13 protein-coding genes are annotated in these 14,664 nt (G+C 50.8%); 9 read left to right on the top strand and 4 right to left on the bottom strand.

Annotated features, from left to right (window positions below; translation table 11 throughout):
- Nucleotides 1-7 precede the first annotated feature (7 nt).
- The 6 genes from hypB to OGY18_RS20350 all read left to right on the top strand — a co-directional run bounded on the left by hypB (nt 8) and on the right by OGY18_RS20350 (nt 6,044).
- Entirely contained in the window at nt 8-880 is an 873-nt protein-coding gene (hypB, locus tag OGY18_RS20375; protein WP_003037409.1) for a hydrogenase nickel incorporation protein HypB, read from the top strand.
- A complete protein-coding gene (gene hypC, locus OGY18_RS20370) occupies nt 871-1,143 on the top strand; it encodes a hydrogenase 3 maturation protein HypC (RefSeq protein ID WP_003037411.1) in 273 nt (90 codons plus the stop codon). Before hypB ends, hypC begins: the two co-directional genes overlap by 10 nt.
- On the top strand, nt 1,144-2,265 hold the full coding sequence (gene hypD, locus OGY18_RS20365; RefSeq protein ID WP_003825899.1) for a hydrogenase formation protein HypD: 1,122 nt from the start codon (nt 1,144-1,146) through the stop codon (nt 2,263-2,265). It abuts the gene before it with no gap.
- Nucleotides 2,262-3,272, top strand: a complete 1,011-nt coding sequence (hypE, locus tag OGY18_RS20360) for a hydrogenase maturation carbamoyl dehydratase HypE (protein WP_003825897.1) — start codon at nt 2,262-2,264, stop codon at nt 3,270-3,272. The genes hypD and hypE overlap by 4 nt, the downstream gene beginning before the upstream one ends.
- 220 nt (nt 3,273-3,492) lie before the next feature.
- Entirely contained in the window at nt 3,493-5,571 is a 2,079-nt protein-coding gene (gene flhA, locus OGY18_RS20355) for a formate hydrogenlyase transcriptional activator FlhA (protein ID WP_032944751.1), read from the top strand.
- Nucleotides 5,572-5,615: 44 nt separating this feature from the next.
- Nucleotides 5,616-6,044, top strand: a complete 429-nt coding sequence (locus tag OGY18_RS20350) for a TOBE domain-containing protein (protein ID WP_003825890.1) — start codon at nt 5,616-5,618, stop codon at nt 6,042-6,044.
- 122 nt (nt 6,045-6,166) lie between these two features.
- Here the strand turns inward: OGY18_RS20350 and OGY18_RS20345 are convergent, their stop codons facing one another.
- The 3 genes from OGY18_RS20345 to dcuC form a co-directional block, all read right to left on the bottom strand.
- Complete coding sequence (locus OGY18_RS20345) at nt 6,167-6,511, bottom strand: nitrous oxide-stimulated promoter family protein (RefSeq protein ID WP_003825888.1); 345 nt, start codon at nt 6,509-6,511, stop codon at nt 6,167-6,169.
- Nucleotides 6,512-6,597: 86 nt separating this feature from the next.
- Entirely contained in the window at nt 6,598-8,292 is a 1,695-nt protein-coding gene (locus OGY18_RS20340) for an NAD-dependent malic enzyme (protein WP_286554191.1), read from the bottom strand.
- Between the two features lie 51 nt (nt 8,293-8,343).
- Complete coding sequence (dcuC, locus tag OGY18_RS20335) at nt 8,344-9,711, bottom strand: C4-dicarboxylate transporter DcuC (RefSeq protein WP_003825883.1); 1,368 nt, start codon at nt 9,709-9,711, stop codon at nt 8,344-8,346.
- A gap of 353 nt (nt 9,712-10,064) precedes the next feature.
- Between dcuC and OGY18_RS20330 the strand changes: the two genes are divergently transcribed.
- Complete coding sequence (locus OGY18_RS20330) at nt 10,065-10,958, top strand: MurR/RpiR family transcriptional regulator (RefSeq protein ID WP_079938758.1); 894 nt, start codon at nt 10,065-10,067, stop codon at nt 10,956-10,958.
- Nucleotides 10,959-10,997: 39 nt separating this feature from the next.
- On the opposite strand, the gene OGY18_RS20325 is transcribed toward OGY18_RS20330, so the two are convergent.
- Nucleotides 10,998-12,368: a class-II fumarase/aspartase family protein gene (locus tag OGY18_RS20325; protein WP_286554190.1), complete on the bottom strand. Its 1,371-nt coding sequence runs from the start codon at nt 12,366-12,368 to the stop codon at nt 10,998-11,000.
- 406 nt (nt 12,369-12,774) lie between these two features.
- On the opposite strand from OGY18_RS20325, the gene OGY18_RS20320 reads away from it, so the two are divergent.
- Both OGY18_RS20320 and OGY18_RS20315 read left to right on the top strand, forming a co-directional pair.
- Complete coding sequence (locus tag OGY18_RS20320; protein WP_032944758.1) at nt 12,775-13,815, top strand: porin; 1,041 nt, start codon at nt 12,775-12,777, stop codon at nt 13,813-13,815.
- Between the two features lie 10 nt (nt 13,816-13,825).
- Nucleotides 13,826-14,599 carry an SGNH/GDSL hydrolase family protein gene (locus tag OGY18_RS20315; RefSeq protein WP_286554186.1) on the top strand — a complete coding sequence of 258 codons (774 nt, stop codon included), beginning with the start codon at nt 13,826-13,828 and terminating at the stop codon, nt 14,597-14,599.
- Nucleotides 14,600-14,664: the final 65 nt, after the last annotated feature.

Below are 14,664 nucleotides of genomic sequence, written 5' to 3'. Positions count from 1 at the left end.
GTGAGCGATGTGTACGACATGTGGTTGCGCTGAAGGCAACCTGTATATAGAGGGTGATGAGCATAATCCCCACTCGGCGTTTCGCAGCGCGCCATTTGCCCCAGCGGCTCGTCCGGCGCTGAATATTACCGGTGTGAAGACCTCAAATTTCACACCGAGCCAGACCGAAGAAGGCGATTTGCACTACGGTCACGGTGAGGCAGGAACCCACGCACCAGGTATGAGCCAACGCCGTATGCTGGAAGTGGAAATTGACGTACTGGACAAAAACAACCGCCTCGCCGAGCGCAACCGTGCCCGCTTTGCGGCCCGTCAGCATCTGGTACTGAACCTTGTTTCAAGCCCGGGCTCTGGTAAAACCACCCTGCTGACCGAAACGCTGATGAAGCTGAAAGATAGCGTGCCGTGCGCCGTTATTGAAGGTGACCAGCAGACGGTGAACGATGCCGCCCGTATTCGCGCCACTGGCACACCCGCCATTCAGGTCAACACCGGTAAAGGTTGCCACCTTGACGCACAAATGATTGCTGACGCCGCGCCGCGTTTGCCGCTTGACGATAACGGTATTCTGTTCATTGAAAACGTCGGCAACCTGGTCTGCCCGGCCAGCTTCGACCTCGGCGAGCGCCATAAAGTGGCCGTGCTTTCAGTAACCGAAGGTGAAGACAAACCGCTGAAATACCCGCATATGTTTGCCGCCGCATCGCTGATGCTGCTCAACAAAGTGGATCTACTGCCGTACCTCAATTTTGACGTTGAAAAATGCATCGCCAGCGCCCGGGAAGTGAACCCGGGGATTGAGATTATCCTAATTTCCGCCACCAGTGGTGAAGGGATGGATCAATGGCTCTCCTGGCTGGAGACGCAGCGATGTGCATAGGTGTTCCGGGTCAAATCCGCACCATTGATGGCAACCAGGCCAAAGTCGACGTTTGCGGTATTCAGCGCGACGTTGACCTGACGCTGGTCGGTAGCTGTGATGAACATGGCCAACCGCGCCTCGGCCAGTGGGTGCTGGTCCACGTCGGTTTTGCCATGAGCATCATTAATGAAGCTGAAGCGCGCGATACGCTCGACGCGCTGCAAAACATGTTTGACGTTGAGCCGGATGTCGGCGCGTTGCTGTACGGCGAGGAAAAATAAATGCGTTTTGTTGACGAATACCGCGCACCAGAGCAGGTGATGCAGTTGATAGAGCACCTGTGTGAACGTGCCGCCCACCTCTCCTACACGGCTGAACGCCCGCTGCGAATCATGGAAGTTTGTGGTGGTCATACCCACGCTATCTTCAAATTCGGGCTCGACCAGTTGTTACCGGAAAACGTGGAGTTTATTCATGGTCCGGGTTGCCCGGTTTGCGTTCTGCCAATGGGCAGAATCGACAGCTGTGTAGAAATTGCCAGCCATCCAGAAGTGATTTTCTGCACCTTTGGCGACGCTATGCGCGTCCCGGGTAAGCAAGGCTCCCTGCTGCAAGCCAAGGCGCGCGGTGCGGATATCCGTATTGTCTATTCACCGATGGATGCACTGAAGCTGGCGCAGGAAAACCCAACGCGTAAAGTGGTGTTCTTTGGCCTGGGTTTTGAAACCACAATGCCAACGACCGCTATCACCCTGCAACAGGCAAAGCAGCGTGACGTGCAGAACTTTTACTTTTTCTGCCAGCACATCACGCTTATCCCTACGCTGCGTAGCCTGCTGGAACAGCCGGACAACGGTATCGACGCCTTTTTAGCACCGGGCCACGTCAGCATGGTGATTGGCACCGACGCCTACAACTTCATTGCTTCAGATTTCCATCGCCCGCTGGTGGTCGCCGGTTTCGAACCGCTTGATCTCCTGCAAGGCGTAGTGATGTTAATTGAGCAGAAAATTGCAGCCCAAAGCCAAGTAGAAAACCAGTACCGCCGCGTGGTACCGGATGCCGGTAACGCGTTAGCGCAACAGGCCATTGCCGAGGTGTTCTGCGTCAATGGTGACAGCGAATGGCGCGGTCTGGGCGTTATCGAATCCTCTGGCGTTCACCTGACGCCGGACTATCAGCGCTTTGATGCCGAAGCACATTTCCAGCCAGCGCCGCAGCAGGTGTATGACGATCCGCGCGCGCGTTGTGGGGAAGTGCTGACGGGCAGATGTAAACCACATCAGTGCCCGTTATTTGGCAAAACGTGTAACCCGGAGACCGCGTTTGGCGCCCTGATGGTCTCCTCAGAAGGCGCATGTGCCGCCTGGTATCAGTATCGTCAGCAGGAGTGTGAAGCATGAACAGCGTACAACTCGCCCACGGTAGCGGCGGTCAGGCTATGCAGCAGTTGATCAACAGTCTGTTTATGGAGGCTTTCGCGAATCCGTGGCTGGCGGAACAAGAAGATCAAGCGCGTCTGGAACTGGCACAACTGGTGGCAGAAGGCGACCGTCTGGCGTTTTCAACTGACAGCTACGTTATCGATCCATTGTTCTTCCCCGGCGGCAATATCGGCAAGCTGGCCATCTGCGGTACGGCTAACGACGTGGCGGTCAGCGGAGCTATTCCACGCTACCTCTCCTGCGGTTTTATCCTCGAAGAGGGCCTGCCGATGGAGACACTGAAAACCGTTGTTAACAGCATGGCAGCAACCGCGCGCGAAGCAGGTATCGCCATCGTGACTGGCGATACCAAAGTCGTGCAGCGTGGTGCAGCAGACAAGCTGTTCATTAACACTGCCGGAATGGGGGCAATTCCCGCCAACATTCACTGGGGTGCACAGACTCTCAGCGTGGGTGATGTGCTGCTGGTAAGTGGCTCTCTTGGCGATCACGGCGCAACTATCCTTAACCTACGTGAACAGCTAGGTCTGGATGGCGAACTGGTCAGCGATTGCGCGGTATTAACGCCGCTTATCCAGACGCTGCGTGATATTCCTGGCGTGAAGGCGCTACGTGACGCCACCCGTGGCGGCGTGAATGCAGTCACGCATGAATTTGCCGCTGCATGCGGATTTGGTATTGAGCTGTCTGAAGCTGCCCTGCCCGTGAAGCCAGCGGTGCGTGGCGTTTGCGAGCTGCTGGGTCTGGATGCGCTCAACTTTGCTAACGAAGGCAAACTAGTGATTGCCGTTGAACGCCAGGCCGCTGAAACCGTACTTGCCGCGCTGCGCGCGCATCCGTTAGGGTGCGATGCTGCAATGATTGGTGAAGTGGTCGAACGCAAAGGTGTTCGTCTTGCCGGACTCTACGGCGTGAAACGAACCCTCGATTTACCACACGCCGAACCATTACCTCGTATATGCTAGCAGCCGGTTGGCAGCATGCTGTAGGCCGGATAAGACGCATTAGCGTCAACATCCGGCGTTAATGCTGCATTATGCCTGATACCGCTTTGCTGATCGGGCCAACGGATTGTATATCCTGGCCAGTTCAGTGGCAGGCCATCCGGCAATAATTTACGACTTATACCTATAATTCATTTACCGTTTTCGCACCGTTCTGCGGTGCTTTCCCTGGAAAAGCAATATGTCGTATACACCGATGAGTGACCTCGGACAGCAAGGCCTGTTCGATATTACTCGTACATTATTACAGCAGCCCGATCTCCCGTCTCTAAGCGAGGCGCTTTCGCAGCTGGTCAAGCGTTCAGCGCTCGCCGACTGCGCGGCTATTGTCTTATGGCAGGCACAAACGCAACGTGCGCGTTATTTTGCAACGCGTGAAAATGGTAAACCCATCGATTATGAAGACGAAACGGTGCTGGCACATGGTCCGGTACGCCGTATTTTGTCTCGCCCCGATGCGTTGCACTGCAACTATCATGAGTTCACGGAAACCTGGCCACAGTTGGCTTCAGGTGGACTGTATTCTGAATTTGGCCACTACTGCCTGCTGCCGCTGGCGGCAGATGGGCGCATCTTTGGCGGTTGCGAATTCATCCGTAACGAAGATCGTCCGTGGAGTGAAAAAGAATATAACCGTCTACAGACCTTCACTCAGATAGTCGGCGTCGTTGCTGAACAAATTCAAAGCAGAGTCAGCAACAACGTCGATTACGATCTGCTGTGTCGTGAGCGTGACAACTTTCGTATCCTGGTCGCTATCACCAATGCCGTGCTCTCCCGGCTGGATATTGATGAGCTGGTCAGCGAAGTCGCCAAAGAGATCCACCACTACTTCGACATCGATGCCATCAGTATCGTGTTACGCAGCGATCGCAAAAATAAACTCAGTATCTATTCCACTCACTATCTGGATGAACATCATCCGGCACACGAACAGAGTGAAGTGGACGAAGCGGGCACGCTCTCTGAACGGGTCTTCAAAAGCAAAGAGATGCTGCTGATTAACCTGAGCGAGCGTGACATCCTTGCCCCTTATGAACGCATGCTGTTCGAAACCTGGGGCAACCAGTTACAAACCCTGTGCCTGCTACCGTTGATGTCCGGCAATACTATGCTCGGCGTACTCAAGCTGGCACAGTGTGAAGAGAAAGTGTTCACTACCGCCAACCTCAAGCTATTGCGCCAAATCGCCGAGCGTGTGGCAATTGCCGTGGATAACGCGCTTGCCTACCAGGAGATTCACCGCCTGAAGGAACGTCTGGTCGATGAAAACCTGGCGTTGACTGAACAACTCAACAACGTAGAGAGTGAGTTCGGTGAAATCATCGGGCGCAGCGAAGCGATGTACAGCGTACTCAAGCAGGTCGAAATGGTGGCGCAAAGCGACAGCACCGTCTTGATTCTGGGTGAGACCGGAACAGGTAAAGAGCTGATCGCACGGGCCATTCACAACCTGAGCGGACGTAACGCCCGTCGGATGGTGAAAATGAACTGCGCGGCAATGCCTGCCGGATTACTGGAAAGCGATCTTTTCGGTCATGAGCGTGGCGCATTTACCGGTGCCAGCACGCAGCGGATTGGTCGTTTCGAGCTGGCAGATAAAAGTTCGCTGTTCCTCGATGAAGTTGGCGATATGCCGCTGGAGCTTCAGCCTAAGCTACTGCGCGTACTGCAAGAGCAGGAGTTTGAACGCCTGGGCAGTAATAAGCTGATCCAGACCGACGTGCGCCTGATCGCCGCTACCAACCGCGATCTGAAGAAGATGGTTGCCGATCGCGAATTTCGTAACGATCTGTACTACCGGCTGAACGTCTTCCCGATCCATCTGCCGCCGCTGCGTGAGCGCCCGGAAGATATTCCGCTGCTGGTAAAAGCCTTCACCTTTAAAATTGCTCGTCGGATGGGACGCAATATCGACAGTATTCCTGCCGAGGCTCTGCGCACGCTGAGCTGTATGGAATGGCCGGGTAACGTGCGTGAGCTGGAAAACGTGGTAGAACGTGCGGTTCTGCTCACCCGGGGCAACGTACTGCAACTGTCCCTTCCGGATATTGCCCCTTTGACGCCGTCTACGCCTCCGGTGGCAACCGAAGTCGCGCAGGACGGCGAAGATGAATACCAGTTGATTATGCGCGTATTGAAAGAAACCAACGGTGTGGTTGCCGGTCCCAAAGGCGCGGCACAAAGGCTGGGGCTGAAACGTACCACGTTACTCTCACGCATGAAGCGATTGGGTATTGATAAGGATGCGCTGGTTTAGTAAGTGCGGCTATACTGGGTCATATCTCAACGAAAGGAGGCAGTATGGCGGTATCAGCACGTAATCAATTAACCGGTACGGTGAGCGCAGTCGCTACGGGTGCAGTGAATGATGAAGTTGAACTGACGCTGGCTGGCGGCGCGAAACTGGTCGCTATTGTAACCCATAGCAGCCAGCAGGCACTGGGTCTGGCGAAAGGGAAAGAGGCAATTGCCCTGATTAAAGCGCCATGGGTGACGCTGGCAACTGAAGACTGCGGTCTGAAGTTCTCTGCCCGCAACCAGTTTGCTGGCAGTGTTTCCCAGGTCACCGAAGGCGCAGTCAACGCCACGGTACATATCAAAACTGACGCAGGCTTTGAGATTGTTGCCGTCGTCACCAACGAAAGTCAGCAAGAAATGAAACTGAGCCAGGGAAGCCGCGTTGTTGCGCTGATCAAAGCCTCAGCTATTCTGATTGCCACCAAAGCGTAATCGCCATTCGGTACCGGATAGTTAATGCCCGATGGCGCTACGCTTATCGGGCCTACGCGACAATGCACTTGCTCTTGTAGGCCGGATAAGGCATCGCCGCCATCCGGCACAAAATTACCAGATTACTTCTTGCGCTGATATTTCTCAGGTAATTCCGGAACCGGACGTTTGTCATCAATCAGATGACGCACTGTCAGGATCGGGTGACGCCAGAGCATTCTAGGTCCAGCCCAACGCATAATTTGCTTCATCTCTTCGCGTTTAGCAGGCTGATAACAGTGTACCGGACACTGTTTGCAGGCTGGTTTTTCCTCACCAAATACGCACTTGTCGAGGCGCTTTTGCGCATAGGCAAACAACGCATCATAATGCCCCGGTTCGTCTGAAGCCTGCGGGCACTGGCTCTCGTAGAGCGAAATCATTCTCTGGATCGTCATTTTTTCACGTGCAATACGTTTGCCGGACATGATGCCTCCATAGTTAAGTTGCATAAATAATACACCTTAATCATGAAGGCAACCAAGACCCGAGTACCGCTTACTCGTCACAGCGACTAAATTGCCCTACGTTTATAAGGACGGTAGTGTGGTAACCAAAAGTTATCTTTGATGCTTTGCAACAGCGCGTCGTCGCTCATCTTCTCTGCCACGCCCGACTGCTGTGCCGCCTTACCGACCTCAAAGGCAATGCTGCGGGTCACCTCACCGATTGTCCCAATCTCCGGCAACAGAGCGCCTTCCCCGTTACGCACCAACGGGGAAGCATCAGCCAGCGCACGGCTTGCCGCCATCAGCATAGCCTCTGTTACGCGTGTCGCGCCGCTGGCGATAGCCCCCAGACCGATGGCCGGGAAAACATACACGTTATTACACTGCGCCACCGGAATGGAGCGTCCATTAAATTCAATCACATCGCAGGGACTGCCGGTCGCGATGATGGCCTGCCCCTCGGTCCAGCGAATGATATCTTCTGGTCGCGCTTCCATTCTCGAAGTGGGATTCGACAACGGCATAACGATCGGGCGCTCGCAGTATTGGTACATCGTGCTAATGACCTCCTGCGAGAACAATCCAGCCTGACCCGACACCCCCAGCATCACCGTGGGTTTGGCATTGTGGATCACCTCCAATAATGACGGTGCCAGCCCCTCATACTGCCAGTCAGATACGGCCTCGGGAGACTGCGCCAGCGGCTGCTGGAAATCAGCTAAAGCATTATTGGTGGTCATCACCAGACCGTCGCGATCCACCATAAAAATGGTCCGTCTGGCTTCGGCCTCGCTCATTCCTTCACTGATACGGCAGGCAATAATATGCCGGGCGATCCCGCATCCTGCAGCCCCCGCCCCCACAATTACGATTGATTGCTGACGGAAGTCACGACCGCTGCCCCGGCAGGCAGCAACCAGAGTCGCCAGAGCCACCGACGCCGTGCCCTGAATATCATCGTTAAAACAGCACAGCTCATCGCGATAACGGTCCAGCAGCGGCACCGCGGTATGCTGGGCAAAATCTTCAAACTGCAGCAGAACGTTAGGCCAGCGCCGTTTTACGGCAGCAATAAACATTCCAATAAATGCGAAATAGTCTTCACCAGTTATGCGCGGATGACGCCAGCCGATATAGCGCGGATCGTCCAGCAGTCGCGCGTTATTCGTGCCGACATCCAGTAGAATGGGTAGCGTATTCGCCGGATTAACCCCACCACAGACGGTATAGAGCGACAGTTTCCCGATAGGAATCCCCATACCGCCAACGCCCTGGTCACCTAGCCCCAGAATGCGCTCACCATCGGTGACGACGATGACCTTGATATCGTGCCGCGGAATATCATGCAAAATATCGTCAATACGATCGCGATCGGGCCAGGAGATAAAGACACCGCGTGCACGACGATATATCCACGAGAATTTTTCACAGGCGGCCCCGACTACCGGGGTATAAACGATAGGCAGCATCTCTGGAAGATGCTTTTTCAACAGGTAATAAAATAACGTTTCGTTAGTATCCTGGATATTACGCAGGTAAATATGTCGAGCGTTGTGGGATTCAGCCTCAAGATATTGTTGATACGCCCGTTCGGCTTGTTCATCAATATTCTCAATGGCGCAAGGCAGTAGCCCACTCAGGTTAAAGTCATGCCTTTCTTGCTGCGTGAAGCTGCTTCCCTTGTTTAATAACGGAGATTCAAGCAGTAACTTCCCCGTAAACGGGACGTATAAAACATCGTTTGTCACGTTGCCATCCATAAATTACAACCAGATAAAAAATAAGAGCCAGCATTAGCAGGCTCTCGGGATTCAAATCAGGACATAGTTGGCAACCAGCATCGCCGCGATACCGGCCAGCGCTGGAAGCAGCGTTCTTCTGACGATCATAAACGGTGAACATTCTCCTGCTTTACTCACCGCAATAATGATTCCAGCCACTGGGGACATTGAGCGCCCCATTCCCGCCATTAACTGCATAGGCAGGATCATATTGACGGCGCTCTCACCAAATTTTGCCGCAATGGAGGGGGCCAGGCCGGAGAAGGAGAAAAAGGCGGCAACGCCAGAGCCCGTCAGGACGGCGGTTACGCCCACCAGCGCGGTCATCACCAGGGTCATGCTGGTAAAGCCCAGCCCTGCGTTTTGCACTGACTGTAACAGGTAGTCCACCGCGCCAATTTTCTGCAGCCCCTGGGCATAGATATCCGCACACACCAGCAAGGAAACGATGCTGGTAAACATGCTGCCCATTCCTTTGAAAAAGACCTGTATCCCTTTACAGCAGCTTTTGAAATCTCGGGTAGCCACCAGTTCAAAGAAAAATGCGACGACAGCGCCAAGGATCATCGCCGTGACCACGTCTATTTTGATGGACTTGATAACCAAAGGGCTAAAGACCAGCACCAGTACGACAGGCAGGACGGGTAACAGCGCGTAAATAGCGGGTACCTTTCGGCCTTCTTCTTCCGCTTGCGCCACGCTTTGCGCCCCCGGTACGAAGCCATCTTTTTTGTCGAAATACTTCGCGGTAAAGTAAATCACCACCGCCACGGCCAGCATCACCACCACCGCCACCGGCATCTGGTAATGGGCAAAGTAGATAGCGCTTTCCATGCCAGCATGTTTAGCCGCCAGATTCGCCGTACCTACCGCGGGCCCTAGATCCATAAACGCGCACAGACCAATCATCGCGGCCGCAGAGGCTTTACTGACCCCCAGACGAACCAGAACCGGGAAGAATGTCACCAGCAGCAACATCGCCAGCCCCGCCGCACTTGAAATTGCCACATGCAGAAGCTGTGCACAGATATACCCCAGCGCGAGGATCAGATAAGGCGCTTTAATTACCTGCAGCGGGCGAATGCACATATTGACCATCGCATTCGACGCTTTAATGTGATCCATATAGCTGGCAAATCCACCCGCAGCCATGATGATAAGACCAATACCAGCAATTTGTGTGGTAAGCGATTCTTTTGCAAAGCTAAAGATATCCAACCAGGTTGACCCAGTGGATTTCGCTTTATCATAGAGAATACTGTTTTCAGGATAAAACAGTACGGTAATGGTCAATAATGCCAGTCCAGCGAGTAATAAAACAGTTTGCGGCTGATAATTTTTCACAATTAACCATGCAGCAATAACTGTTATCACTATTGCTATAATAAACGCCGTCATAATAACAATTCCTATGCCATACAAATCTGGTAGGGTTACCCGTCATATCATCATATCTTATGTAGGATTGTAAAAAACCACACCCATATATAAGCAGCAATAATATGTCCGTAAATTTATCGTATTACATACTCAAATATTGAGATTTAATTGTAATGGGTTGTGTGGTTGTAAAATACGGGAAAGGTGTTTTCCCACCCCTTTTTGTGAGTAAGATCGCAACTCATCTGAATATGGTCGCACCTTCCAAAGAAGGCTGGATACGGGTTTCCAACATATTCATTCTATGATTGACGTCGAAAGCGTATTACCCTATAACAACGTTGATATACAACAGCCATCGGGTGTTATCCATGTACAAAAAAAACACATTAAGTCTGGATGAGTATAACTCACTTACTCTTAATATGGGTGATCTGACTGAATCTGAGTGTCGACTTAATGAGTATATTAATAAACACTTCAATGAACTTCCCTATCATGGCATTGTTGACCTCTCACAAAACGCGATGGTAAGTAAAGCAACCATTGGCCGATTTTTAAATAAAATTGGGTTTACGGGTTATGCTGCTTTCCGCAAAGCATTAGACATTACTCTGTCAAAAAATAAAATATCTGCACCTTTTGAGAAAAACATCAAACTACGTAACAATCCTTGCATCACAACTGAAACTATCGTTACTGATTTCACCCATAAAGTATCAGAATTATTTAATCAATTTAAAAATAATATCGATATTGAAAGTCTTAATGCGTTTATCGATCTGGTACTGAACAATCAGCGTCATATTTATGTCGTCGGCCCTTCATCTTCTCATGCAATGGCGACGCATTTTTGTACACTGCTAAAGTACTTTCGCAGTGACATCACTCTGTTACCGACGGACATCAGCGAACTCCCCAAATGTCTCATCAATATTGAGGAAGAGGATGTCCTGATTGTGTTCTCCTACTATCGATTTAATCGGGTTGCCCTCAATATTGCAAAATGGTTCAGAAAAAAGAATGCCGTCGTGGTACTGGTTACCAACTCAGAAGCGAACCCTTACGGTAAGTTCTGCGATCTGCAGTTTGTTCTTCCCAGCGACGTACAGTCCATTTTTCAAAGCCGTATACTCGGCTTCTTTTTTATCGAACTCATATTGCATCTGGCTTATGAGAAGGGAGATAACGAGGGGAATTTTGCACAACTGGAGGAATTATTTGTCTTTTTCGAAACGTTTTCTGCATCAGCACACAACACTTAGCACCGCCAGGAGAGTTACCCCTCCCGGCAGCAAGACAAATCAGGCAATCTCTACCGTTTTCACGCGATCGAACTCAGCTAAAGTTTCAGCGATTAGCGCGTCGTTAGCCCCGATATATGACAGCGGCTCGCAGGCGGCGGTAATTTCCTCTACAGACAATGATGCGCGGATTTCCGGGCTAGCCTGCACGATCTCCATGAAGCTGTGCTCTCCAGTTGCATGCTTTAGCAGGTTTTTCACTAAGTTATAGGCGGACTCTCTGCCGATTTTGGCGGCAAGTTTCATCGTCAGTGATTCCGACATAATAAAGTGCTTCGAGCAATCGAAATTAGCACGCATCTTCTCTTCATTAATGATGAGATGCGAAAGCAGATTCTTTGCGCGTGTCAGGCTGGTCGATAAAGCATTTGAGGCCTCCGGGAGGATTGTCCAGTTTAATACCCTCATTGAGGCGGCTCGCACATCCTGTTGATCCAGCATTGCTGGGGCGCCAGACGCATACATCCATCCCATCCTTGCCAGCGTTTGCATCATGTTACTGGCGCGCGGATTAACCTTATGCGGCATCGTGCTCGACCCTCCACCACCTTCTCCCTCAAGCACTTCAGCAATCGGCGTGCGTCCCATTGTTTCGACATCGTTGGCCAGACGACATAGCGTGCCGTGAACAAGGGCAAAAAACTGCACAACTTCAACAACCGCATCCTGGCTGGCATTATTAATGCCGCAGGGTACGTTCAGACCCAGTGCCAACATCAGTCGTTCACGCGTTTCCATTCCCTGCTCGCCTACGGAGGCCAAATTACCTACCGCGCCGCCAAAGAGCCCGGTTACAGCTCGCGGGTACAGCTGCTGAAGTCTTATCAGATGGCGGTTAATCTCTGCCAGATAACTGCAAACATGCAACCCCCATGTTGTCGCAGAGGCATCCACCGAATTGGTGCGTGCAACCATCACCGTTCGGGTATGACGTATTGCCATCGCTTTCATCACTTCGCCAACATCGAGCAATTGCTCGCGCAGCAGCTGCAACGTTTGTTGCAGTCTCATCGCCATGCCAGAGTCCAGCAGGTCCTGGGTAGTACATCCCCAGTGCAGATACTGACTTACTAACGGTGTACCGCAAGCAGAGATCTGATCGATCAGCGGTTTTATCGCCATACCAACCGTCTGTGTTTCCTGTGCAAGGGCTGGCCAATCTATCCGTATTTCCCTGCACGTTTTTTCAATTTCGACGGCGGCTTGCGCAGGGATAATCCCCAGCTCACCTTGCACGCGAGCGACTGTTGCCTCAAATCGCAACCAACACCGCAGCAGATTGTCGTCAGACCATATTTCCCGCATCCGACCTTGGGTGAACAATGAAGAATAAAGATCAGAATCAAATACCGTTGTTTGCTTACCGAACATACAGCGCCTCTCCGGCCAATGAATGCGTCATAATCGAAAATGTGATTAATCAATTTTGCAGGATCTGTTTTCCAGATTATAGGGGAAAATAGTATTCCCACCCAAAAAACGGCAATGAGAATACAACATTCCCATTTTCAGTTTTTTCACCAAGTAGAAATGCGATGTACTTCACAGTAATTTGTGAATTACATTTTAAGTAGGCGTAATATTTAATAAAAAACGCGCATTAAATATAAGAACCATTAATACAACAGTGAAATTAGTGATATTTATGCGTGAATAATCACATTTCATCACGAGAAAAAATAATTCCCATACCGCTAACATTCCTTTTCCACAAACAATCACCCCGCTGTGAACTTTATTTTATGGTCAGGAAACTAATGTTGGTTTGAGGGATGACATGAAGCTAAAAAACTATTCACTAATATTACTAATGGGTATGAGTTCCTCGGCGTTCGCCTTAAACGTCTATAATAAGGATGGGAATACTCTGGATATCTATGGCCGCGTTGAGGGTAAAATTGCGAGTGGCCAGAATTCATTTGCTGGCAGTGAAAGCCGAAGCGATCTGGGTGGCCGTGTAGGTATTTACCTCACCCGAGATCTGGATCTTCTGCCAGATACCAAAATCGTGGGTCGCCTGGAATGGCAGGTGCGTACCGAGAAAAATGATAACAATACCGGTGAAAGCGATATGGAGGCCCGCTATTCCTATGTCGGTCTGTCAAATAAAACATGGGGTGAACTGATCACCGGGAGAACCAAAAACCCGTTGTATCAGGTTATGAAAATGACCGATAAGTACAAAAATTTCACCCCTAATATCTATAGCTATGGCATTACAACCATTGATGATTCGTACCAGTTCAACCGACAGGATGGCACCGTACAGTGGAACGCCAAATTTGCCGGAAATGAAATTCAGCTGGCATGGGTTTCCGGTAATGGCAACAGCGATAACGAAGCCCTGGATTACGGCGCGATGGCCAGCTATCGCAAGTCTTTCAAATTTGGTGATTTTAGAATTACACCAGCACTCGCGGCCAGTCGTTACAAACGACAGGATGGCGTAGTGACCACCGATGGGCGTAATCAAAACGATCAAATTATGGGAGGATTACAACTCAGCTATAAAGCCTATGAAGTCGCGGTAACCGCATTGCGTACTTCTATTTCTCGCGATAACAAAAGTGATAATAATTATAAAGGGATGGATTCACTCATTTCCTACAATTTTGGCACCGTCAAGGTTCTCACCGGATATAGTTTTTTAAATGAAGATGGTAAAGATATTGCGGAAAAAGAAGACTGGCGTGCTGAAGCACAATTAACATTGGCTGAAGATACGTGGTTATCATTTACTTACGATAAAGAATTCGCCAGTAAGAACAAAAAAACCAATGATGATGCGCTCATCGTTGGACTTCGTTATGATTTCTAAGAGATAACCGATGAAAAAGATAACTTTGCTTGCCACAGCAACGGCCCTGGCGCTGAGCAGTATCTGCGCTCACGCGGATACGTTATTAGCGCCTTCCGCACATGCAAAAATGGATGGCGAGAATAAAATCGTCGCGCTTTATGGTAACTCGTTCACGTTCTATAACAATAATATCAATACCCGATTACGGGATTTGACGCAGTCTTTACTGCCTGACCATGCTAAAGGCTATAAATATCGGGGGATCACGATTTCCAGCGGTCATTTAGGCTGGCAGATTGAGAATATGCGCTACCAGAATACGTTACAGAAATGGGATGTGGTGGTACTACAGGGAAACTCCACAGAAACGATTTCAAAGAAAGAAAGTACCCGACAAAACTTCGTTGACTCTGCCACCCAAATGGCCGACATGGCACATAAAGCGGGTGCAAAAGTTGTCTATTTCATGACCTGGCCGAAGAAAGCTAAACCCGAAGACAGCCAAAAACTGGCGGACGCTTATATCTCGATTGCGCAGAAAACGGGGGGATATGTGGCTCCGGTAGGCCTTGCTTTCGAGAAAGCGCGCAAGACCCATCCGGAAATCAACCTGTATTATCATGATGGTGTCCACCCTTCTATTTCTGGAACGTATCTCGCCGCCTGCGTATTCTTCGCCACCCTGTATAACCGGTCTCCGGTCGGCGGCGCGCTTCCTGTTGATACAGACATGACCCCTGCCACAGCCAAAGCGTTACAACAGGTAGCATGGGAAACCGTCACTGAGTTCCAAAAGTCATAATCACCGGGTTATTCATCCCCTTCACGCCGGCAATCGTACCGGCGTGAAACACATTATCCCCCATC

Source organism: Citrobacter sp. Cpo142 (assembly GCF_030332425.1).
In the GTDB taxonomy this organism is placed as follows: Bacteria; Pseudomonadota; Gammaproteobacteria; order Enterobacterales; family Enterobacteriaceae; genus Citrobacter; species Citrobacter portucalensis.
This window is presented reverse-complemented; position numbering and strand designations above follow the sequence as displayed.